Genomic DNA, 21,700 nt, shown 5'->3' with positions numbered 1-21,700 from the left:
ATTCCACACGCCCGCCGCCAGAATGTGCGGAAAATGAAACACATTCAAGCCGGATTTACCATCCGAAACTTTTCAGAACAAATACTTAGGCCGCGCGTAACAATCTTTCGACAGCGCTCCGGCAATGCCTATTCTGCGCCGCATTGCAACGGAGGAGAGCCATGCAGCTTCACGACCTTCGGGTAACGCAGACCGCGCCCACCCACAAACCCTTTTACCGCAACCTGTATTTCCAGGTTCTGCTCGCAATCGTCGTGGGCGCCGTACTGGGCCATTTCTGGCCCGACCTCGGCGTGCAGATGAAGCCGCTCGGCGATGCCTTCATCAAGCTGGTGAAGATGATCATCGCGCCGGTGATCTTTTTGACCATCGTGACCGGCCTCGCCGGGATGGGGACGCTGAAGGGCGTGGGTTCCGTCGTGGCGAAATCCTTCGGCTACTTCCTGTTCTTCTCCACGCTCGCGCTGGTCGTCGGGCTGGTCGTGGCGAATGTGGTGCAGCCGGGCGCGGGAATGAACATCGACCCCGCCACGCTCGACACCAAGGCCGTGGCCGCCTATGCCGCGAAGGCGCATGAGAGCACGCTGACCGGGTTCCTGATGAACATCATCCCGACGACGCTGACCTCGGCCTTCAACGACGGCGACATCCTTCAGGTGCTGTTCGTCGCGATCCTGTTCGGCATTTCGGTGATCCTGGTGGGCGAACCCGCGCGCCCGGTGGTGACCTTCTGCGAAGCCGCGACCCATATCCTGTTCAAATTCGTCTCGCTGCTGATGAAGGTCGCCCCGATCGGCGCCTTCGGGGCCTTTGCCTTCACCATCGGCAAATATGGCATCGGCTCGATCGTCAATCTGGCGACGCTGGTCTTCACCTTCTACCTGACCGCTGCGATCTTCGTGCTGGTGATCCTCGGCGCGGTCTGCGCGCTGAACGGTTTCTCGGTGCTGAAGCTGATCCGCTACCTGAAGGCGGAACTGCTGCTGGTGCTGGGCACCTCGTCTTCGGAATCGGCGCTGCCCGCGCTGATGGAGAAGATGGAGCATGCCGGCTGCAAGCGTTCGGTCGTGGGGCTGGTGGTGCCGACGGGCTATTCGTTCAACCTCGACGGTACGAATATCTACATGACGCTCGCCGCCCTGTTCATCGCGCAGGCGACCAATACCGACCTGACCATCGGGCAACAGCTTCTGCTCCTCGCCGTGGCGATGCTGTCGTCGAAGGGCGCGGCGGGCGTGACGGGCGCGGGCTTCATTACCCTGGCCGCGACGCTTTCGGTCGTGCCCTCGGTGCCGGTGGCCGGGATGGCGCTGATCCTGGGCGTGGACCGCTTCATGTCGGAATGCCGCTCGCTGACCAACTTCATCGGCAATGCGGTGGCCTGCGTCGTCGTCAGCCGCTGGGAAGGCGCGCTCGACACCGACCGGCTGCACAAGGTTCTTGGCGGTCACGAACTGCATCTGATGCATTCGCACGACGACAAGAACGCCGCCTGACAACAACGGTATCGGCCGGTTTCCGGCCGATACCTGCCGCCCTCACCCGGCGAGCAGCGACCAGATCCCGACCGCGAGCGAGATGACCGCGATCACCGCCCCCGCGCCCGCCAGCCCCCACAGCCCGCGCTGCGATTTCGGCTCCGGCGGCTCGACAGTGGCCAGCATCGCCTCGATCCGCATCTGCACCATCTCGATCCGCTCCACCTGCTTTTCCAGAGCCTCCTCGACGTGCTTACGATTCTGAGCCAGGTCGTCGCGCAGCGCCGTGACCTCGGTGAAAACCCTCTCCAGGATCTTCTGCTCCGGCTGCACCCGCGATCCGGCCAGCCGCGCCGTCGGCCCCACCGGACATTCCACCCCGTCCCGGCTGCGCGCCACGATCGACAAGGTGAATTCCATCCCGGGTTCCAGCGGCGGATCGAGCGGGATCGAGAACCCATAGAGCCCGGTGCCCACACCGTTGCGCGCCAGATCCCGGCGGGGCCGGTTCGCGGTCTGCGTCGCCACCACGCGCCCCTCCCGCAGCAGATCGACCTCCGCGCAGGCGGCGGGATCGGTCCGGTCGATGACCCAACCCGCGATCCGCTCCGCCTTGATCACGTCGATCACGCCATAAAGCCGCGGCCCCTCACCCTGGCCCACCTCTGCCTCGGGAACGGCAATCGGTGCCTGATCGGTCATTTTTTCCCCCGGATGACTGATATTTCCTGTTTGGTAACCGAAGGATATTTAAGATTCTCTCAACAGCCGACAGGGTTCCGATGCGCCTCATCCTCGCCTTCCTCCTGCTTGCCCCCACAGCCTGGGCGGACCCTCCACGCATCGTCGGCCGCACCGAAACCGTCTTCGACTGGAGCAGTCAGCGCTGCGATACCTGGGACATTCCCGACAGCCCCGCCCGGGCGTGGCGCGACCGGGCGGGCCGGGTGAATTTCATGGCGGCTTCCGAAGCGACACGCCTGGCTTCCGGACCTGACCTCGACACCCTGACGCGGGCCTGCCCCGTCATTCACGCGGGCGCCCATGCCGATACACCGGGGGCCTATGACGACCGGAGCTGGGTTGCGGCGCCCTATCTGGGCCGCGACGGTCGGCTGATCGCGCTGGCCCATGTCGAATTCCACGGCCATCGCCGCGCGGGGCATTGCACCGAAGGCACCTACGCCGCCTGCTGGTGGAATGTGATCGTCGAATTGCAGTCTGAGGATGGGCGCAATTTCCACCGCACTGCGGGGCCGGGTGACCTCGTAGCCTCCCCGCCCCGTCCCTATCAGCCGGATCAGGACCACAGGACGGGATATTTCAACCCCAGCAACATCATCGCCAAAGACGGTTATCTTTATGCCTTCATCTTCGCCGAAAATGCGCCGCCGCAGCGGCGCGGAGCCTGCCTGATCCGCCGCCCGGAAACCGGCGGCCCCAAGGACTGGCGTGCCTGGGACGGTGAGGATTTCACCGTTGCCTTCGCCGATCCCTACCGGTCGGATGTCAGCGACCCGGAGAAGCACGTCTGCAAACCTCTGCCCGGCCTTGGAAGCACGCTTTCATCGGTCGTGCGGCGTGCCGGAACGGATGAGTTCCTGGCCGTCACCCCGGCGACCCTGCGTGCTCCGGACGGAAAGCGCATCCCGGGAATCTGGACGACCACTTCAACCGATCTGATCCACTGGCAGCGGCCGGAATTGCTGAAGGCGCTTCCGCTGCTGTGGAACCGGGAGTGCGGCAGTGATTTCGCTTATGCCTATCCCTCGCTGATCGACCCGGACAGCCCGGATCCGAATTTCGGAACCGTGGACGATCACTTCTGGCTGTATCTGGTGAAGATCGCGCTCGATCCGGAGGGCAAAACCGGACCGGAGCGCGATCTGATCCGTCTGCCCCTTAGCTGGCCTGCGCCAAAGGCGGAAGGAACCGGTCAGCCAGACGGGATGCCAGCCCCTTCGGATCCGCCAGATCTTCCGCGGTAACGATCGGGCCCTCATAAGCCGAGAGGCGGCCGGAGCCGATTGCCTCTTCGATCACATCCAGCGCTTTTTCGATGTCGTCGAAAGGCGCGCTGAACAGGTCATAGATCGAATAGCGCCACCATGCGGCGGCCAGCAGGCGCTCCACGATTTTCTCCGGGAAACGCAGGCGCAGAACCTTGCCCGGCGTGCCGACGACGATCGAGTAAGGCGGAACATCGCGCAGCACCGTCGCGCGGGCGCCGATGATCGACCCGGTTCCGATCGACACTCCGGATTTGACGAAGGCCCCCTGTCCGATCCAGACGTCATGGCCGATCTCGGTGATCGGGCAACTGCCGGCAAAGGGACGCCGCCCCTGCCGGATTTCGTCCTTCCGGTCGCGGGCCACCAGGTCATCCCAGCCGTTGACCTGCGGGAAATAGGCCGTGCGAGAGGTCGTCAGCCAGTCGGTCGGATGTTCGTGCGGGCCGATGACCACGCCGCTGGCCACCGAGCAATAGCGCCCGAACCGTGCGTTGTTGATCGTGCCGCCGCTGAGATTGCAGAAGGCGCCGATATCCACGAACGCCCCCTGCGGCACGGAGGAAATCACCGATACCGGCCCTTCGAGTTGCGATCCCCGGGCAAGGCGACGGGTGTCCCTCAGGCCGGGAATGCGCAAGCCCAGCTTGTCGAGTGCCTGAATGTCAGCATGGCTGAGCGTGTAGGTTTGTTCGGTCATGTTGCTCCCTTTCCATTCCGGCGAAATCCGCCCCTCATTCATCGCGCATCGCTTTGCGCAAGTGCCGCAAGATCGGCTCCAACAGGTAATCCCCCGCCCGCCGCTCGCCGGTCTGGACGGCGACTTCGACCGGCATGCCGGAGCTTAGCTGGACATCGGGATGCCGCCCAAGCTCTCCCGGATCCAGCGTGACCCGCGCCTCGAAATAGGTCGTTCCGTCACGCGGATCCTGCAACAGATCGGCGGAAACATAGGTCACTTCGCCGGGTATGGTCGGGGCCACCGCCCGGCGATAGGCGGTCAATCGCACCCGCGCGGGACGGCCGACGTAAACGCTGTCGATCGCTTCCGGGGGAAGCCGGGTCTGGATGACCTTATCGTCGGCATCCGGGACGATCTCCATCACCACGGCGCCGGATCCGATCACCGCGCCCGGCGTGACGACGGGAATATCGACGACCAGACCATCCTGCGGAGCGCGCAGCGTCCTGCGATTGAGAATATCCTCGGCCGCGCGCATCTGCGACAGCAATCCCGGCAAGGCCCGCTGCGCATCGGCGAGCTTCTGACTGGATTCCGCAATGCGCTGATGCTCCAGCGTCGCGATATCCGCTGCCACGCGTTGCTTGTCCCGTTCGGCGGCGGTTGCAAGACTGTGGTATTCGTCGCGCTCCCCCTCCAGAATGGCAATATTACGGTCGAGTTCGCGCAGCTTCTGTTCCGGTGTCGCGCCACGGGCGACAAGCGTCTGACTGCTTTCACGGTCTTTCTGCCAGCTTGCGATCTGACGCTCGGCAGCCAGGGATTGCGCCTCGTTCGCCGCCGCTTGCGCCGCCAGAAGTTCCGTTTGACGGTTCAGCGAGGCGATCTGCCCCTCCTGCAACCGCAGCCGCGCATCGAACAGCCGGAGTTGCGCCTCGATCTGACCGGCATCGCGCTCCGGTGCCGTCGCGGGATCGAGCGCCGCCGCCCCGGCAACCTCCGCCGCGAGGCGCCAAATGTCAAAGACCAGCGTCTTGCGCTGCACTTCCATCTGCGCCAGCCGCTCCTGATCCTGAGTTGTGTCGAGTTGCGCCACGGGCTGCCCGGCAACAACCCTGTCGCCGGGGCGGACGAGAAGCTCCGCCAGGATCCCGCCTTCGAGATTTTCGACCGTCTTCCTCTTGCTTTCCGCGAGGACAACACCCTGCGTCACCACCGCCCCATCCAGCCGCGCATACATGGCCCATCCGCCGAAGGTCACAGCCAGAGCGCAGATCAGGGCCAAGGCCGCGACGAAAACCGATCGGTAGCTTTGCGGCACATCATCATCCCAGAGGTTCGCCGCGCTCATTGTGCCGCCGCCTCCCTGACCCCGCGCGGCCGACGCGCGCCCTGTGGTCCCATCGTCGCAAGAATCTCCGACTTCGGCCCATAATTCGCCACCACCCCATCCTTGAGGACCAGAAGGCGATCGGCCTTGTTGAGGATCGACATCCGTTGCGCGATCACCAGAACGGCCGCTCCGTTCTTCCGCGCAGCCTCAATGGCCTCGACAAGCGCTGCCTCGCCTTCCGCATCCAGGCTTGAATTCGGCTCGTCCAGCACCAGCAGCTTGGGCACCCCGAAAATCGCACGGGCCAGCGCGATCCGCTGCCGTTGCCCGCCCGACAACCTGGCACCGGCATCCGCCAGCAGCGTCTCGTAACCTTTCGGCAGACGCCCGATCAACTCATGCACACCGGCCTGCCGCGCCGCAGCCACCACCGCCGCCATCGGTGTTTCACGGAAGCGGCAGATGTTTTCCCGAACCGATCCGTCAAGCAGAAGCGGCTCCTGCGGCAAATACCCCACCGCCTCGCCAAAGCTCGCGCGTTCATGGCGATAAGTGCTTTGACCATCCAGAAAAATTCCGCCCGTGGTCGGTGCCCAAAGACCAACGACCAGCCGCGCCAAGGTCGATTTTCCGGCTCCGGAAGGCCCGATCACGCCAACCATTTCCCCAGGCCCGATGCGGAAAGTGATGTTACGCAGCAGCGGGACATCCTGGCCCGCGGGCACATAGCTCAATCGGTCCACGACAAGTTCGGCGCGGTTGATCTCGACCGGGTTGGCGGATCGGGCGCTCCCACCGGATTCCAGCACTTCGCGCAATCTTCGGAGCGTCGAGAAGGCCGTCATCCACTGCCGCCAGCCGTCGATCAGATGTTCAAACGGAGAAAGCATGCGGGAGGTGATAACCATCGCTGCCATGATGGTACCGGCACTCGCCTCCTGACCGATCACCACCACCGCGCCGGTGCAGATCACGGCGATCTGCAACCCGAGGCGAAGGCCCCGCGCAAGCGCCACGAGCGCCTTCGCCGCCGACCGACCACTTTCGATCCGTTCCAGTGAACGGGCATGGCTGATGCGCCAACGTCTGGCAACGGCAGGCAACATACCCATCGCCGCAATCACCTCGGCATTGCGGATGGCCGCACTGCTTTCCGCCTGAACCGCGCTGCTCGCCCGCGTCGCGTCGGCGACCGGGCGGCGGGCCAGAAATTCCGTCGCAACGGCCGCGACGCTGAGTAGAACCGCTCCCGCCAGCCCAACCATTCCATAAAACGGATGGAGCATCGTCAGGACCACGATCAGGATCGGCGTGAAGGCGAGGTCGAGCGGCAGGGCAATGGACCCACCAGCCACGAAACCGCGCAGGCTGCCCAGATCCCGCAGAGCCGTTGCCGCCGAAGACGGGCCGTGATTCAAGGCACTTTCCACCGCCGCCTCGAATACCGACCGGCCGAGCCGCGATTCAATCCGCCCAGCGAGGATCATGAACAGGCGGGAGCGGAGAAAATCCAGCATCGCCTGAAACGTGAGCAGGATGACCACGATCAGGCTCAGCGCGATCAGCGTGTCATAGTTTCCACTGCTGATCACCCGATCATAGATCTGCGCGTGATAGATTGGCATCGCCAGATACAGGATATTGACGAAAATCCCGATGACCGCCGCGGCCGCCGCCCCCAGTGCGAGATCCCTCATCGCCGCACGATAGGCCGGTGACGCGGCCGTTTTCTTCCTAGTCATGACGGACCAGCTCCATCGAGGCGCGCGCGTTTTTGCGCGCGATCAGCCGCTCGAACAAATCGGCATGCTGTCGCGCCGCGGAATCGCAACTCGTCGGCGGGCGGATTCCCGCGTGAAGCCGATCCCAGACCACAGGATCCATTGCGCGGGTCATCGCCTCGGCCAGGCTCTCCGGATTCGAGACGCGGAAATGCAGCCCGTCGATGCCGTCGCGCACCTTCTCCGCCATGCCGCCGATGTCGGAGGCAATGATCGGGCGGCGGTGATGAAACGCCTCCTGGATCACCACGGGCGCGTTTTCCCACCAGGTCGATGGCACGATCGTCCAGTCGACCTCTCGCATCAGATGCGGAAGATCCGGGCTCTTGTAGGAGCCCATGAACCGCAACCGCCGACCGGACGCCCGGAACAACTCCTTGACCTGCGCCTGAAACTCCTCGGGCTGGTGTTCGAGGTTGCCACCGAAGATATAAAGGATGCCGTCGCCCCATACCTTTTCTGGAATCCGGGTGACTGCCTCGACCAAAACCTTGATCCCTTTGAAGGGGTTGAGTTGTCCGAAATAGGCAAAACGGTTGCGGCGTCCTCCCGGCGGCAGCTTGCGGATCGGTGCCACCGGTCCGCCGTCCAGACCGTTTTCGATCATCACCAGCTTGTCGCGCGGAAGGCCCCAGTCACCGAACCGCTTCAGCAGGAACTTCGACGGCGAAACGAAGGCATCCACCTCGGAGAAGAATGACTTGATGAACAGTTCACGGCGCAACATGTTTGCCGGGCCGATGTCAGGGAAGCACATGCCGCAATCGGACGGCGACGCCTTGGAACAGAGGGCGCCGTTCCGTGCCTTGATCATCTGGCCATGATGCGCACAGATCGGCAGATATTCATGCAGGGTATAGACCACCGGCACATCGCCGAGGGCACGGCGCGTTGCGCGGATCGCCTGAATCCCGAAACCCATGACATGATGAAAATTCACCACATCGGGGCGGAGATCGGCCAGAAACCGCTCGAAATGGGTCATGATTGATTTGAGATCATTCATCCCGAGATGGAACCAGTCATAGTCATTGGTCCAGAACAACGTTTCGTCCGGCGCCTGCCCCAGCGACATCAGCGGCGTCGCGGCGTGGCGGGCCACCGGCGGGCCGATCCCCGCCATATAATGGGCGTCCCAGCCCCTCTGGCTCTTCAACCCCTGGAAAAGATTGTAGGATGCGACCTGTGCGCCACCGATCGAAAAAGCCGGGTGGGCATGGCTGAGAACGAGGGCTTTCATCGCGCAGGATCCTCCGCAGCGGCGATCAGCACCGCATCGACCTTTTCCATCAGTTGCGCATGAGGATCGCGCGTCTTCGGCTCTTCTTGCAGCATCCAGAAGTCGGCCCGCCCCGAACACCATGTGCCGTACCCGGCACGATGCAGCCGATGCGCCAGATCGCGGTGGGTGAAACGGTCGCTATATAGGCGGCCCTGAAACCCGCCCGCCCTCTCAAGCGCGATGCGGTCGATCAGGGCGATTTCGGCAGCTCCGGCGGGCATCGGCGCACAATCGGATCGCACCAGCCAGTCCGCCGGATAGCCAAGCAAGGGGGATGGCGTGCCGTTCGTCGCCCCCGCGCCGCCATAATAGACCGACCCGTCCTCATAGATCAGCGTCGGCGAAAGGAGCCCGGGGCCATCCAGACGCTCCATTTCCGTGATCAGCCGGGCCATCCAGCCCGGCGTCAACGGCAGGGCCGAGGGTGACCAGACCAGAACACGCTCCCCGGACGTGCAGGCCAGACCAGCCTCGACCTGTTGGGCGAAGACGAAATGATCCGGGGTCAGCAGAAGCCGCCCGTTGATGCCGTAGAACTGGAACATCTCCACCAGCTTTTCCGCCAATCCGACAGCGGCACCGCGCGTCGTGGTCAGAACGAGGTCGATTTGTTCCGCCTCCGGCGACCCGGCCAGAAGCGCCAGGACCGGGTGCAGATGGGCAACAGTGCGGAATGGCATGATCGCCGGGATCTCCCCAACCTTGTCGGACAGGGCGAGCGGCCGACTGACCGCGGATCGCAACGGCCGGTTCCGCGTAGGAATACCGGACAGGAAGGGAGCCAACGTCCCCTGGACGATCTGTTCGATCGCCGGATCGGCGGGTGACACCGCGGACAGGATCTGAGGCAGGCGGTCCCGGGATTCGAGCCGGGTCACCTTGACCGGGCGGAACAGGCAACTGTTGTCGTCCAGCACCAGTTCCAGATAAACCTCGTGGTCAACCACCTGCTCGACCTTGCCCGGAGCATAGGCGAGGAAGCCGTGCAGCGTGTCGCTCGGATCGAGCAGACGGGCAAAGCGTGGATCCTGCGCGAAGCCGCTGTTAAGGTCGGGGCGCGGCGACGGATTCCAATGGTCCTGCAAGGGCGCATAGAGCCCGCCGGTGCTCTTGACGATCACGCGCTCGACCCGTTGCAACGGATCCAGCAACCAGCCGGTGGCGAGAATCCCGCCATCGGGGGCCTGAAAGATCGCGTCCAGCGCCGCAGCGATCGGCAACGGCGTCCCGGAAAGCGTATCCTCTCCCTGATACCGCGGACGGCAGATCCGCCGGAATGCGCCCATCACATCGGTGCGCGCCTCGATCCGGGGGAGCATGTCGGCGACGTGACGCGTCGCGGCCTCTCCGGAGAGACGCAACACCGAACTTGGCACCACATCAAGCCGCCTCAGGCGCCCGTCATGCTCGAAAAACACGCAATCCAGATTGGCATCGTCCCAGCCGCGGCCATAGAAACAGAACCCATGACCGGGCGGCAGGATGTCTTCGCGCGCGAAGGTGCCGACATCGACCTCGCTCAACGAAAGATCGCCATCGAGCCGGGCCAGCCGAAGGCGCCCGGTCGGCATGCTCATCGACCAGCCCTGCGCGAACAGCCCCCCCGTTTCGGGCCGCGCGAGGATTTCCACGAAACCGTCCGGTTCGGCCGCACGGGTCAGGAAACCAGCGGCAAATTCGCGCTCGGCACGGCGCTCCTCGGAACGATCGTCGGAGACCAGAACCCGCAGGAGGAAATCGAAGACGTCGCGGCTATCGACCCCTTCCGCCCGGACGAATTCGGCCAGGGGAGCCGGGGAGACATCGACCCGATGCGACGGCACGATCGTTCCGAAGCGGCGGCCGCTCTGATCCCGGATCTCCGCCACATCCGTCAGCGGCGCATCGAACAGCGCGAGCCCCGCGCGGCCATTCCGGCCGGGCCAGCATCCCGCAATACATTGAGACAGGCGCGCACCCTGGCGCAACTCCCCCCGCGCCGGCATCGGCCCGGGAAGCCCGCTCAGGGCGACGAGCGCGCGGCCACCGGGCAAAATCACGGTCAGATCGGCGCGGATCGGATCCTGCGCCGAAAGCTCCATCCCGAAAGGGGCCCCATCTGCCGGTGTCATGCTGCGGTTCTCCGTGTCTGGCTGCGGTAGATTTCCAGATGAAGATTTACGAAGTCCTTATACGCGTCGGGAGAATGCGCCTTGCGTTGCGCCTGCGCGAAACGGCGGTGCAGAGGCACATCGCGCGCCGCCTCCCGCATCACCTCGGCCAGCGTCGCGGCATCGCCCGGCGGCACATGCAGGCCGGTCTGTCCATCGGCGACCATCTCCGCCATCCCGCCGATTCCCGAACAGATCACCGGCAGGCCCGCAGCCCGCGCCTCAAGCAGGACGAGCGGTGCGTTTTCCCACCAGACGGAGGGCATCACCATCCAGTCGGCCCGCCGCATCAGCTCCGGCAGATCGTCACGGCTATAGGGACCGTGGTGCTGAACGATGGCCCCGGCCGCCGCCAGGGCCGTATCAAAGGCCTGAGCGAAGGCGGGTTCGGGATGGATCAGGCCACCGTGCAGATCAATCCGCAGATCCTCTCCCGCCAGCCGCCGCGCGGCATCGAGAAGGGTCAGAACCCCTTTGTGCGGCACGATATTTCCGAAGAAGGCAAAGCGGTTCGGCGCCGGACGCGGGGCCGCCGGCAGGGCGGCGACGGGCAGGACCGCGTTGGGCATAAGGCGAATCCGCCCGGCCTCGATCCCCCAGTCGATGAAGCGGTCGCGCAGGAAGCTGCTCGGCGCCAGAAACACATCCACCAGCCTCAGAAGCGCCAGAAGATGGGCCCGCCGCAACGCATGACGCCCCCCGGCCTGCGCCGGAAAGCAACCGTGGCAGCGGTCCGGCCCGGGATTGGCACAGCGCTGGCCACCGCCCACCGTCAGCATCAGCCCATCATTCGGGCAGGGCATCTGGAAATCATGCAGCGTCAGGATGATTTTCGCCTGCGGCGCCAGCCGACGCAGCACCGGCAGAACCTCCGCCCCGATCCGGTCGAGGCCATGAAGATGCACGACCTGGGGACGCTCGGCCGCGATGACCCGCGAAAGGCTGGCGATCCATTCGCTGCCATCGAGCCGGGTCATCGTAAACCGATCATACCGCCCGGTGCGCAGAACATAATCCGCGCCCTGCAACCCCAGGCTTCCCGGAACGTCTTCGGCGCGGCTGAGCGCCGTCGATGCGGCGAGAAAGCTGCATTGCGCATCCGCCCGCGCGTCGAGCGCCCGCGCGAGGTCATGCGCGAGGATCTCCGTCCCGCCGGGGGTGAAATCGGGGTGGTCATGCGCGATCTGAAGGATGCGGATCATGCCGCGGTCTCCTCGGTCAGGACCAGGGCCGCCTGCTGAAGCGCAAGCGCAAAGGGGTCGCACGCGGGCGCGGGCGTATAACGCATGAAACCGTGTTTCGTCGCGATCTGAAGGCCGGTTTCCGGGATCAGTTGCGCGATCAGGACAGCCGGATCCGGATGCGCCGCCGCACGCGCAAGAAGACGCTGGATCCCCGCCTCGGTCAGCGCAAAACAATCGGGAATGGGGCGCCGGATACCCCGCAGCGTTTCGGGCAAGCGGGACACGGGCAGGCCGCGCCAGCCGTCTTCGGGCCGGTTTTCCGCAGCGGCAACGGAGCCATCCGCCGCGAGCAGCACGGAACCGATAACGTCCTCCTTCGCCGATGCAAGGCGACGCTGCCATGCCGAAAGCCACCCCGGACCTGTGGGAAGGGCGCCCTCCGCCAGAACCAGTGCCGGCCCCGCCCCCTCCGAAAGACCGGCGAGGATCCGTTCGGCGGGCGATGCGGTGGCCGACAGGGTGATCACGGAATGGGGAATGCCATAGACCGCGACGACCTCCTCGACCGCGCGCCGCGATGCCGAGGCAAGCGGCCCTTCGGACAGGGTGCAGACCACTTCGACGCGCTGCGCCCCGCGTTCCGCGAAGATCATCGCGGCCCGGGCGCGCAGCAGGTCGATGGAATCGCCAAGATCCGTCACCACCCGCAGCACCGAGGCATTCGGCGGCGTCCCGAAACGGCGCGAAACATGACGCAGAGGCTCGCGGATCGCGCCGAGGCAGGCCCCCGCCAGAGCCTTTTCAAGCGTGCGCATGTCGGCGGTTTCCTTCCAGAAATCGGAAAACTCCGCCGCCAGCGTCCCGTCGAAGGTTTGTAACACGCCCCGCGCCACCTCCCGCAGACGCCCCGAATGATGCAGAAGCAGAATCCGATAGGGCTCCGTGCCATCCGCGCGGCCCGCGACTTCGCCCACCCCGGCGATCAGCCCCGCGCCATCGACGCCGCAACATGCCGACAGTTCCACCCGCCGACCATCCCGTTCCAGGAGGATCGCGCGCACAAGCCCCTGCGGATCCGAAAGATCGACGGCATAGAGCATCCCCGAACGGGTCGCCGACAGATGCCGAACGGTCAGTTGCGGTTCAACCGCATCCGGGCGCAATTCGCGCAGGGCATTCGCCGCACCGGGATCCTTGCGCGCCGCGGCCAGAACCTGCTCCACCAGCCAGTCCCGAACCGCCGTCGTGCGGCCTTCGAGCCAGACCGGCGCGGGCAGCCGACGCATCTGCGCCGGGGGCGGCGCCAACCGCAACGGGTGATCCCCGAACAGGACGACCTCGCAATCCTGCGCCGCCGGGGGCAGATGGATGTGCAGATTCTGACCATCCTGCACGAGCGCGACCTTGCGCAGCAAGGCCGGCCTTTCCCGCGCCAGCACGACCACATCCACCTGCGCCGCAAGACCCTGATGACCGGGGGCGCGGTAGCTCAGAACCGTCTGTCCGCCGAACCCCGTGGCGGAAACCGGCTCTACTGGCGCCAGGTCACAGATCTCCATCATCGTGCGGAACGACGCGATCAGCGCCGGGCCCGCCGCCGCGAGGAACAGCGAAGCCCCCGTCGTCAGCAGCATCCGCAACAGCTTCGCGCGTCCCGCCTCGGTCAGCCCCTCAACCAGCGCCGCCAGATCGGCAATGGGCAGTTGCAGCCAGCCGGGATCAAGTTCCGCCGCCAGAGTGTCGTTCAGGTAAAGCGCCAGGGGGCGCGCGAACACTTCGTCGATCCCGCGCGCCATCAGCAGCACATGCCGGACGCCACCGCCGCGCAGATCGAACGTGCCGGTGATGAAAGGTTTCGGGATGGGGGATCCATCCTGCTTGGCCACCAGCCGCTGACGCGCGCCGCTCGGAGCGGATCGGTCGAAATAGGCCGCGCAGACATGGGGCGCCAAACCGACCAGCGTCGCATCGTCCAGCGGCTTTGCGCGCAGGGACGCGGGATGTTCCGGAACGTCGAGCGGGGGGGTGACGGGGATATTCATTCTGTGCCTCGTAACGGGGAGACGAAAGCAACCGGGCGCACCGGGATGTGCGCCCGGTCAGTTCATCAGACGACCGAGATGAATTTCGACGGATCGGCCGTCACGTCGTCATAGGAAACGCCGTGCAGCAGAACGCTGTCGCCCTGCCCGAAGTCGATCAATGTGCCTGCATCGCCGAGGTCGACCGCATATTCCGCCACATCGTCGGCGGTTCCGAGCGACACGCCGTCAAGCGACGACGAAATCTGAAGGATGTCCCCTTCGGAGAAGTCCATCACGACATCGCCACCGCCGGAGAAGACGAACAGGTCGTCCCCCTCGCCGCCATAAAGCACGTCATCGCCCAGGCCACCGTCGATGGTGTCATTGCCCGCGCCGCCCGTGATCAGGTCGTCGCCCGCGCCGCCGACCAGGAAGTCGTCGCCTTCGCCACCGTCGATCTGATCATCGCCGTCCCCGCCGGAAATGACGTCATTGCCCGCATCACCCGAAAGGACGTCATCGCCTTCGCCGCCGTCGATGGTGTCGTCCCCGGCGCCACCGACCAGCAGATCGTCGCCCGCGCCGCCATGCAGCACGTCATTGCCCGCGCCGCCCGAGAGGGTATCGTTCCCCTCGCCGCCATCCAGCAGGTCGTCCCCCGAACCGCCAAGAAGCTGGTCATTCCCCTCGCCGCCATGGAGCGAGTCATCCCCGGAACCGCCGTTGAGGAGATCGTCGCCGAGCCCCCCCTTGATAAGGTCGTCTCCCGACCCGCCGGAAACGGTGTCGTTCCCGTCACCCGCGTCGATGTAATCGGCTGCCGACGTTCCGAAAAGGAAGTCGCTGAAAGTACCGCCTGGAATTGTTGCCATAGTTACCCTCTTTCACACATGTCCACCCATGTAAGGGGCACTTACCCATCCCGGCGCTTAACCCGAGGTTAATTTGCACCCGGGATTTATTTCGCATTTGCAGCATCTGACCTCCCGGCCGCACTGCGGCGCGGCATTTCTTCACCATTCCGTAAGACCTTGCAGACATCAGATTGGATCTGAGGAGGGTGGTTGGTCCGGCGGCGTCGGGCCGGGAGCGAGGAGAGGCACGGGGGCACGGCAGATTGAGCAGCGCCGCCTGGATCGCGGGAAAACGGCTGTCGTCGGACGAACTTCATGGCGGCACGGGGAACGACACGCTGGAATATTCGTTCGGATCCAGTCGGCTTTATGGCGGCGACGGCAACGATTCGCTCTGCCGTCGCGACGGCGGCGATCTGCTGCACGGCGGAACCGGCCACGATTTCCTGCGCGGCGATGCGGGCGCCGATACGCTATTGGGCGGTGCGGGAGATGATACGCTCGACGGTGGATTGCGCACGGATTGGCTGGACGGCGGCGACGGCAACGATTCGATCCTGGGCTGCGACGGCGATGACCGCGTTCGGGGCGGATATGGCGATAACGAAGTCCGCACCGGCGACGGTGATGACGTCGCCTATCTGGGCGCGGGCAACGACTTCTTCGCCGGAACGGCGATTTGCGCCGGGACGATGATGTCCTCTTCGGCGAAGATGGCAACGACAGCCTGCACGGCGGTCGCGGAAGCGACATGCTCTATGGCGGCGCGGGGAATGATGCCCTCATCGGTGGCGCGGGTGACGATTATCTTGTCGGCGGCCGAGGCGCGGACAGGTTCGAGTTCCGCTCTGCATCCGGGGCCGACATTCATCGCCGATTTTCCGGCTGAGGAAACACTGATGATAACCCGCAACATCAACGGGTTGGGGGCTTCCACCGGCGGGACCGTCACGATCGACAGGCTGCTCGACAATGTGACAGATCTCGATGGCACAGCCTGTCTCGCTTTCGGCAACGGCCACGGAATCTACTCCTCAGCCTAACCGGCGACGAATTGAAGATGCTCTTGCCGGATCACGTCGGCTTTCCGAACGGAACCAGCCGCTGAGGAAACGGAAGTATCCCCTTCCGCACCGCTGGAGGGCGCCCCCCCGACGCAGCACGTCATGGCCTCTGCCAGGGCACGTCGCCCCGGCGCAAGACGATCCCGCAGCCGAAGGAACATCGCCGCTCGGCGCCCCTCCTGCCCCCGCAACCGTCGCCAGCGCTCAGAGGTTGCGGGCGGAAAACGTGTCGCAGTCCGAAAGATCGCCGTTGCGGAAACCCGCCGTGAACCAGCGCTGCCGTTGCTCCGATGTGCCATGCGTGAAGCTGTCGGGCATCGGTCGCCGGCCGGCATTGCGCTGCAACGTGTCGTCACCGATCTTCGACGCGGCGTTGATCGCCTCGGCAATGTCGCCCGGCTCGATGGAGCCGAACTGTTCGGCCGCATGCCGCGCCCAGACGCCGGAGAAGCAATCCGCCTGAAGCTCGATGCGCACCGACAATTCGTTGCTCTCGGCTGTGGAACTGCGCGCCCGGATTTCGTTGACCTTGGACAGGATGCCCAGTTCGTCCTGCACATGGTGGCCGATTTCATGGGCCACAACATAGGCCGCGGCGAAATCGCCATGTGCCCCCAGCTGCCGCGACAGCGTGGCGAAGAAATCGGTGTCCAGATAGACCTTCTTGTCCACCGGGCAATAGAACGGCCCGGTGGCGCCCGACGCCGTGCCGCAGGGCGATTGCGTCGCCTGGCTGAACAGCACCAGCGTCGCCGGAGTATAGGCGCGGTTCAGATCCTGCCGGAAGATCTTCGTCCAGACCTCCTCCGTATCGGCCAGCGTCACCGAGACGAAATCGCCCATCTGCCGGTCCCGTTCGGTCAGTTCGCCCTGGGTCTGCACGGTCTGTCCGCCCTCCATCCCGGTCAGCAGCGGCGTCAGGTCCACGCCGAAGAAGTAGCCGACCAGCACCACCGCGAGGAGGCCGAGCCCCCCGGCACCGCCGACGCGCATCACGCCGCCGCCCTGCCCGCGCCGATCCTCGATATTGCCGCTGCCGCGCCGTCCCTGCCATTTCATCGCAGTCCCTCCCGGTTTCACGTTCCCGAGATTATCCTGTCTTATCCTCAGGCAAAAGCTCCGTTGCGCTTGACGCGCGCCGCTGGCCGGGGGAAGCATCGGAAAACAAGAGGGTCAAGGTGTTCCGCAAGCTATATTACTGGACGTTCAGCCTCGCGGGCCATCCCCGGGCAGAGGCCGCCCTTGGCGCCGTCAGCTTCGTCGAAAGCTCGTTCTTCCCCATTCCGGCCGATGTGCTGTTCCTGCCGATGTGCCTGTCGCGGCCGGAAAAGGTCTGGCGCTATGCGCTGATCGCCTCGGTTTTCTCGGTGCTGGGCGGGATTTTCGGCTGGCTTCTGGGGCATTACGCCTTCGACCTGATCGGGCGTCCGATGCTGGAAGCCATGGGCAAGATGGACAGTTTCGAGCGGCTTCAGGGCACGACGGGCGACCTCGCCATTCTGGTCATGCTGGTGACATCGGGGCTCGCACATGTGCCGCCGATGAAGGTGGTGACGATTCTCGCCGGTGTGATCAGCTTCGATCCGATATTGTTCATCCTGTCGGCGATCGTGGCGCGCGGGGCGCGGTTCTATGGGCTGGCGTGGCTGCTGTCGCGCTATGGCGCGCGGATCGCGGCGTTCATCGAAAAGCGTGCGGGCTGGGTGGCGCTGGCGGTCCTTCTGGTGGCTGGTCTGGCCTGGTATTTCCTGAAAGGGTAAGCGATGGACATCAGAGATCTGACAACGCCACGCGGCCTGGTCGCGCTTGCCGCGGCCGGTTCGGCGGCTATTCTGCTCGGCGCGCTGATGTTTCAGGCGATCGGCTATGCGCCTTGTGATCTGTGTATCCAGCAACGCTGGCCGCATCTGGCGGCGGCGGTGCTGGGGGTGCTGATCCTGGTATTCCGGCTGCCGATGGCGACGGCGCTTCTGGGGGCGGTGGCGGCGCTGGTGACAGCGGGTCTGGGAGTCTATCACTCGGGGGTCGAGCGGAAGATCTTCGCCGGGCCGGATACCTGCACATCGAATCCGCCGGGGTCGATGTCGGCCGCCGATCTGCTGGCGCAGATCCAGAACGCACCGCTGATCCGCTGCGACGAAATCGCGTGGGAGATGTTCGGCATCACCATGGCCAATCTGAACGCGCTCTTCTCCTTCGGCTTCGCCGTGCTCTGGGTCGCCGCATGGGTCCGATCGCGCCGCGGCTGAGCCTTCGCGATTGCGCCCAAACGGTTGATTGCGCTATAAGGTCAGTCAACAAGATCTAGAAGAACGAGCGAGCTTCGTGACCGATACCCCCGACACGCCGGATACCCTCGACGAGGGGCCGAAGCGCCCCGCCTATGACGGCCCGACCGTTTCGATCGCCGAGGAGATGAAGACCGCCTATCTCGATTACGCGATGAGCGTGATCGTGTCCCGCGCGATCCCCGATCTGCGCGACGGTCTGAAGCCGGTCCACCGCCGCATCCTCTACGCGATGTTTGAAACCGGCAACACGTCGGACAAGCCCTATCGCAAATCGGCCCGCCCGGTTGGCGACGTGATGGGGAAATACCACCCGCATGGCGATGCGGCGATCTATGACGCGCTGGTGCGGATGGCGCAGGACTTTTCGATGTCCCTGCCGCTGCTGGACGGTCAGGGCAACTTCGGCTCGATGGACGGTGATTCCCCGGCGGCGATGCGCTACACCGAAGTGCGCATGGACAAGCCTTCGGCCTTCATGCTGGCCGACATCGAAAAGGAAACCGTCGACTTTCAGGACAATTACGACGGCAAGGACAAGGAGCCCACGGTTCTTCCGGCGCGGTTCCCGAACATGCTGGTCAATGGTGCGGGCGGCATTGCCGTGGGGATGGCGACCAACATCCCGCCGCACAACCTGGGCGAGGTGATCGACGCGACGCTGGCGCTGATCGAGAATCCCGACATGTCCACCGAGGCGCTGATGGAGATCGTGCCCGCGCCCGATTTCCCGACCGGCGCGCAGATCATGGGCCGTTCCGGCGCGCGCAAGGCCTATCTGGAGGGGCGCGGTTCCGTCATCATCCGGGCAAAGACCCGGATCGAGGAGGTCCGCAAGGACCGCCACGCGATCATCGTCGACGAGATCCCCTATCAGGTCAACAAGGCCGCGATGATCGAGAAGATGGCCGAACTGGTCCGCGACAAGAAGCTTGAGGGCATTTCCAACATCGCCGACGAATCCGATCGGGTCGGCGTGCGGGTGGTGATCGAGCTGAAGCGCGACGCGACGCCGGATGTGGTGCTGAACCAGCTCTACCGCTTCACGCCGCTGCAAACCTCTTTCGGCTGCAACATGCTGGCGCTGAACGGCGGTAAGCCCGAAGTCCTGACGCTACGCGATTTCCTCAGCCATTTCATCACGTTCCGAGAAGAAGTGGTGGCGCGGCGCACGGCGTTCGAGTTGCGCAAGGCGCGCGAGCGCAGCCACATCCTGTGCGGTCTGGCCGTGGCGGTGTCGAATGTCGATGAGGTCGTGGCGACGATCCGGTCCTCGAAAGACCCGGCAGAGGCACGCGACCGGCTGATGACGCGGCGCTGGCCCGCGCATGAGATCGCCGAATACATTCGGCTGATCGACGATCCGCTGCATGAGATGAACGACGACGGCACCTATAACCTGTCGGAGGTGCAGGCGCGCGCGATCCTTGATCTGCGGCTGCAACGGCTGACCGCGATGGGGGTGCAGGAAGTCACTGACGAGCTGGTGGAACTGGCCGGCAAAATCCGGGATTACCTCGATATTCTCGGCTCGCGCGAACGGATCATGGCGATCATTTCGGACGAACTGCGCGAGGTGAAGGCGCAATTCGCCGTGCCGCGCCGGACCGAGATCATCGACTGGGCGGGTGACCTCGACGACGAAGACCTGATCGAGCGCGAGGATATGGTCGTGACCATCACCTCGGGCGGCTATATCAAGCGCACCCCGCTCGCCGAATTCCGCGCGCAACGGCGCGGCGGCAAGGGGCTCGCCTCGATGCAGACGAAGGAAGATGACGTGGTGACCACGCTCTTCGTCGCCAATACGCATACGCAACTGCTGTTCTTCACCACAGACGGCATGGTCTACAGCCTGAAATGCTGGCGACTGCCGCTGGCGGGGCGGACGTCGAAGGGCAAGGCGATCGTCAATATCCTGCCGATCCCGCAAGGCGTTTCAATCGCCTCGCTGATGCCGGTGGACGCGCCCGAGGCGGAATGGGACGCCTATCAGGTGTTCTTCGCCACTTCGGACGGCGACGTGCGGCGCAATGCGCTGTCGGATTTCGCCAAGGTCATGCGCAACGGCAAGCGCGCGATGGAACTGCCCGAAGGTGTCACCCTGGTCGATACCCGGATGTGCACCGAGGATGACGACATCATGCTGGTGATGGCCGGGGGCCGCGCGATCCGCTTCCCCGTCCCCGAGGTGCGCGTGTTCAAGGGCCGGTCCTCCACCGGCGTGCGCGGTGTGCGGCTCGCCGAGGGCGACAAGGTTGTGTCGATGTCGGTCATCCGCCATTTCGACGCCGAACCCTGGGAACGCGCGGAATTCATCAAGCGTTACCGGATGGAACTCGGCGCCGATGAGGAACCCGGCGAGGTGCCCGAGTCCGACGAAGAGGATACCGAAGGCGCGGGCATCCTCTCCGACGACCGCTATGCCGCGATGCTGGAGGCGCAGGATCTGATCCTGACCATCACCGCGAAGGGCGTGGGCAAGCTGACCTCCTCGCATGACTATCCCGTGCGCGGGCGTGGCGGTCAGGGGGTCACGGCCTTTGAAAAGACCATGCGCGGCGGGCCGCTGGTGGCCTCCTTCCCGGTCGATATGCCGGATCAGATCATGCTGGCCACTTCGACGGGACAGTCGATCCGCTGTCCGGTCGAGGGGATTTCCTTCCGTTCGCGCTCGGCGGGCGGGGTGAAGGTCTTCAATACCGGTGCGGAGGAGGAAGTCGTCTCCGTCGCGCGCATCGCCGATCAGGAAGAGCCTGAAGGCGAAGAGTGAACCCACCTTGCGGGGCTTCCCCGCAGGGCGCCAACCCCGGCCCAGCCGGTCCAACGAAGGCGGCACAGACTGCCGAGCCATGAGGTTAACGATGCGGACATTCCTGATTGCGGCGCTTGGTGCCGCGCTTCTTCCCTCCATTGCGGGCGCCGAAATCATCGGCGCCGAAGTCGGTGGAGAGCATTCCACCCTCGCCGACGGCAAGGCGCGCGACATCCACAAGTCGACGCTCGGCGGCAGCATCGAATTCGGCTTCGGACAGTTTGCCGCGCAATTCGACCTGAAGCAACGCTATTACGGCCTGGCGGACTGGGATGGCACCACCTTCGGGATGCACGGGATCTATCGGCTGGGAAGCTCCTCGGTGGGTCTGTTCGTCGGCAAGGACTGGATCCACCACGATCGGGTTGAGAATTACGGCCTGGAATTCGCCTCGCAACTCGGCCAGATCAACTATCAGGCTTCCGCGGCATGGCTCGACGGGCGGCATGACAACGGCTATGCGCTCACGCTGGACGGCGATTATGCGCTGAACGACCAGTTCGGCCTTGGCGCCAAATTCGCCACCGTTCAGGCCGATGCCGATCTGACCCGCCTCGGCGCGACGGCACGCTATGAATTCACCCCCGGCCTGATCGGGAGCGCGGAACTCGGCCTCGCCTCGCTGGAGGATTCGGATAACGAGGTGTTCCTGACCCTGGGCCTCAAGGCCGTGTTCGGCGCGGGCCATGGCGTGACCTTTGGCACGCGCGGGCTGCAAGAAATACTTCCCGGCTTGTGATTGCAACCGCATGGGCG

17 protein-coding genes and 1 pseudogene are annotated in these 21,700 nt (G+C 64.8%); 8 read left to right on the top strand and 10 right to left on the bottom strand.

Translation table 11 applies throughout. The annotated features are described in order from the left end of the window. Positions 1 to 161: 161 nt before the first annotated feature. Complete coding sequence (locus QM789_RS09620) at positions 162 to 1,496, top strand: dicarboxylate/amino acid:cation symporter (protein ID WP_420351700.1); 1,335 nt, start codon at positions 162 to 164, stop codon at positions 1,494 to 1,496. A 42-nt stretch (positions 1,497 to 1,538) separates the two neighbouring features. Here the strand turns inward: QM789_RS09620 and QM789_RS09615 are convergent, their stop codons facing one another. Beyond that, positions 1,539 to 2,180, bottom strand: coding sequence for a hypothetical protein (locus QM789_RS09615; RefSeq protein ID WP_420351699.1), 642 nt, complete (start codon positions 2,178 to 2,180; stop codon positions 1,539 to 1,541). 80 nt (positions 2,181 to 2,260) lie between these two features. On the opposite strand from QM789_RS09615, the gene QM789_RS09610 reads away from it, so the two are divergent. Next, positions 2,261 to 3,466 (top strand): hypothetical protein, encoded by a 1,206-nt coding sequence (locus tag QM789_RS09610; protein WP_420351698.1) that lies wholly within the window; start codon positions 2,261 to 2,263, stop codon positions 3,464 to 3,466. Here QM789_RS09610 and QM789_RS09605 read toward each other — a convergent pair. The 8 genes from QM789_RS09605 to QM789_RS09570 form a co-directional block, all read right to left on the bottom strand. Beyond that, entirely contained in the window at positions 3,381 to 4,187 is an 807-nt protein-coding gene (locus tag QM789_RS09605; protein ID WP_420351697.1) for a CatB-related O-acetyltransferase, read from the bottom strand. The two genes, QM789_RS09610 and QM789_RS09605, sit on opposite strands and share 86 nt — an antisense overlap. Positions 4,188 to 4,221: 34 nt before the next feature. After that, a complete protein-coding gene (locus tag QM789_RS09600) occupies positions 4,222 to 5,520 on the bottom strand; it encodes an HlyD family type I secretion periplasmic adaptor subunit (protein ID WP_420351696.1) in 1,299 nt (432 codons plus the stop codon). Next, the gene (locus QM789_RS09595; protein WP_420351695.1) at positions 5,517 to 7,244 is read right to left on the bottom strand and encodes a type I secretion system permease/ATPase; all 1,728 of its coding nucleotides are present in this window, start codon (positions 7,242 to 7,244) and stop codon (positions 5,517 to 5,519) included. Before QM789_RS09595 ends, QM789_RS09600 begins: the two co-directional genes overlap by 4 nt. After that, a complete protein-coding gene (locus tag QM789_RS09590; protein ID WP_420351694.1) occupies positions 7,237 to 8,523 on the bottom strand; it encodes a glycosyltransferase family 4 protein in 1,287 nt (428 codons plus the stop codon). Before QM789_RS09590 ends, QM789_RS09595 begins: the two co-directional genes overlap by 8 nt. Continuing rightward, complete coding sequence (locus QM789_RS09585; RefSeq protein WP_420351693.1) at positions 8,520 to 10,676, bottom strand: hypothetical protein; 2,157 nt, start codon at positions 10,674 to 10,676, stop codon at positions 8,520 to 8,522. The genes QM789_RS09590 and QM789_RS09585 overlap by 4 nt, the downstream gene beginning before the upstream one ends. After that, positions 10,673 to 11,917 (bottom strand): glycosyltransferase, encoded by a 1,245-nt coding sequence (locus tag QM789_RS09580; RefSeq protein WP_420351692.1) that lies wholly within the window; start codon positions 11,915 to 11,917, stop codon positions 10,673 to 10,675. The genes QM789_RS09585 and QM789_RS09580 overlap by 4 nt, the downstream gene beginning before the upstream one ends. After that, a complete protein-coding gene (locus tag QM789_RS09575) occupies positions 11,914 to 13,941 on the bottom strand; it encodes a hypothetical protein (RefSeq protein ID WP_420351691.1) in 2,028 nt (675 codons plus the stop codon). Before QM789_RS09575 ends, QM789_RS09580 begins: the two co-directional genes overlap by 4 nt. 65 nt (positions 13,942 to 14,006) lie before the next feature. Then, positions 14,007 to 14,795 (bottom strand): calcium-binding protein, encoded by a 789-nt coding sequence (locus tag QM789_RS09570; RefSeq protein ID WP_420351690.1) that lies wholly within the window; start codon positions 14,793 to 14,795, stop codon positions 14,007 to 14,009. Between the two features lie 188 nt (positions 14,796 to 14,983). Between QM789_RS09570 and QM789_RS09565 the strand changes: the two are divergent. Both QM789_RS09565 and QM789_RS09560 read left to right on the top strand, forming a co-directional pair. Next, positions 14,984 to 15,427, top strand: a pseudogene (locus QM789_RS09565) (calcium-binding protein); the annotation flags it as partial. A 29-nt stretch (positions 15,428 to 15,456) separates the two neighbouring features. Continuing rightward, positions 15,457 to 15,666 carry a hypothetical protein gene (locus QM789_RS09560; protein ID WP_420353280.1) on the top strand — a complete coding sequence of 70 codons (210 nt, stop codon included), beginning with the start codon at positions 15,457 to 15,459 and terminating at the stop codon, positions 15,664 to 15,666. Between the two features lie 379 nt (positions 15,667 to 16,045). Here QM789_RS09560 and QM789_RS09555 read toward each other — a convergent pair whose 3' ends face one another. Beyond that, complete coding sequence (locus QM789_RS09555; RefSeq protein WP_420351689.1) at positions 16,046 to 16,900, bottom strand: neutral zinc metallopeptidase; 855 nt, start codon at positions 16,898 to 16,900, stop codon at positions 16,046 to 16,048. Between the two features lie 119 nt (positions 16,901 to 17,019). Here QM789_RS09555 and QM789_RS09550 point away from each other — a divergent pair, with 119 nt between their 5' ends. From QM789_RS09550 to QM789_RS09535, 4 genes are all read left to right on the top strand, one after another. Then, positions 17,020 to 17,601 (top strand): YqaA family protein, encoded by a 582-nt coding sequence (locus QM789_RS09550; protein WP_420351688.1) that lies wholly within the window; start codon positions 17,020 to 17,022, stop codon positions 17,599 to 17,601. Between the two features lie 3 nt (positions 17,602 to 17,604). Beyond that, on the top strand, positions 17,605 to 18,090 hold the full coding sequence (locus QM789_RS09545) for a disulfide bond formation protein B (protein ID WP_420351687.1): 486 nt from the start codon (positions 17,605 to 17,607) through the stop codon (positions 18,088 to 18,090). Between the two features lie 76 nt (positions 18,091 to 18,166). Next, positions 18,167 to 20,902, top strand: coding sequence for a DNA gyrase subunit A (gyrA, locus tag QM789_RS09540; RefSeq protein WP_420351686.1), 2,736 nt, complete (start codon positions 18,167 to 18,169; stop codon positions 20,900 to 20,902). A 91-nt stretch (positions 20,903 to 20,993) separates the two neighbouring features. Further along, the gene (locus QM789_RS09535; protein ID WP_420351685.1) at positions 20,994 to 21,683 is read left to right on the top strand and encodes a hypothetical protein; all 690 of its coding nucleotides are present in this window, start codon (positions 20,994 to 20,996) and stop codon (positions 21,681 to 21,683) included. The last annotated feature ends 17 nt before the right edge of the window (positions 21,684 to 21,700 follow it).

The sequence above is a fragment of the Paenirhodobacter sp. genome (assembly GCF_047600745.1).
GTDB lineage: Bacteria > Pseudomonadota > Alphaproteobacteria > Rhodobacterales > Rhodobacteraceae > Rhodobacter.
Note: the sequence above shows the minus strand (reverse complement) of the source record. Positions and strands in the feature narration are given on the sequence as shown.

What these genes read in the sequence shown, in the direction of transcription:
- QM789_RS09590 (WP_420351694.1), bottom strand. Translation starts at nt 8,523, where the DNA reads ATGAAAGCCCTCGTTCTCAGCCATGCCCACCCGGCTTTTTCGATCGGT.
- QM789_RS09615 (WP_420351699.1), bottom strand. Translation starts at nt 2,180, where the DNA reads ATGACCGATCAGGCACCGATTGCCGTTCCCGAGGCAGAGGTGGGCCAG.
- QM789_RS09570 (WP_420351690.1), bottom strand. Translation starts at nt 14,795, where the DNA reads ATGGCAACAATTCCAGGCGGTACTTTCAGCGACTTCCTTTTCGGAACG.
- QM789_RS09585 (WP_420351693.1), bottom strand. Translation starts at nt 10,676, where the DNA reads ATGACACCGGCAGATGGGGCCCCTTTCGGGATGGAGCTTTCGGCGCAG.
- QM789_RS09620 (WP_420351700.1), top strand. Translation starts at nt 162, where the DNA reads ATGCAGCTTCACGACCTTCGGGTAACGCAGACCGCGCCCACCCACAAA.
- QM789_RS09580 (WP_420351692.1), bottom strand. Translation starts at nt 11,917, where the DNA reads ATGATCCGCATCCTTCAGATCGCGCATGACCACCCCGATTTCACCCCC.
- QM789_RS09575 (WP_420351691.1), bottom strand. Translation starts at nt 13,941, where the DNA reads ATGAATATCCCCGTCACCCCCCCGCTCGACGTTCCGGAACATCCCGCG.
- QM789_RS09555 (WP_420351689.1), bottom strand. Translation starts at nt 16,900, where the DNA reads ATGAAATGGCAGGGACGGCGCGGCAGCGGCAATATCGAGGATCGGCGC.
- QM789_RS09605 (WP_420351697.1), bottom strand. Translation starts at nt 4,187, where the DNA reads ATGACCGAACAAACCTACACGCTCAGCCATGCTGACATTCAGGCACTC.
- QM789_RS09610 (WP_420351698.1), top strand. Translation starts at nt 2,261, where the DNA reads ATGCGCCTCATCCTCGCCTTCCTCCTGCTTGCCCCCACAGCCTGGGCG.
- QM789_RS09595 (WP_420351695.1), bottom strand. Translation starts at nt 7,244, where the DNA reads ATGACTAGGAAGAAAACGGCCGCGTCACCGGCCTATCGTGCGGCGATG.
- QM789_RS09535 (WP_420351685.1), top strand. Translation starts at nt 20,994, where the DNA reads ATGCGGACATTCCTGATTGCGGCGCTTGGTGCCGCGCTTCTTCCCTCC.
- QM789_RS09600 (WP_420351696.1), bottom strand. Translation starts at nt 5,520, where the DNA reads ATGAGCGCGGCGAACCTCTGGGATGATGATGTGCCGCAAAGCTACCGA.
- QM789_RS09545 (WP_420351687.1), top strand. Translation starts at nt 17,605, where the DNA reads ATGGACATCAGAGATCTGACAACGCCACGCGGCCTGGTCGCGCTTGCC.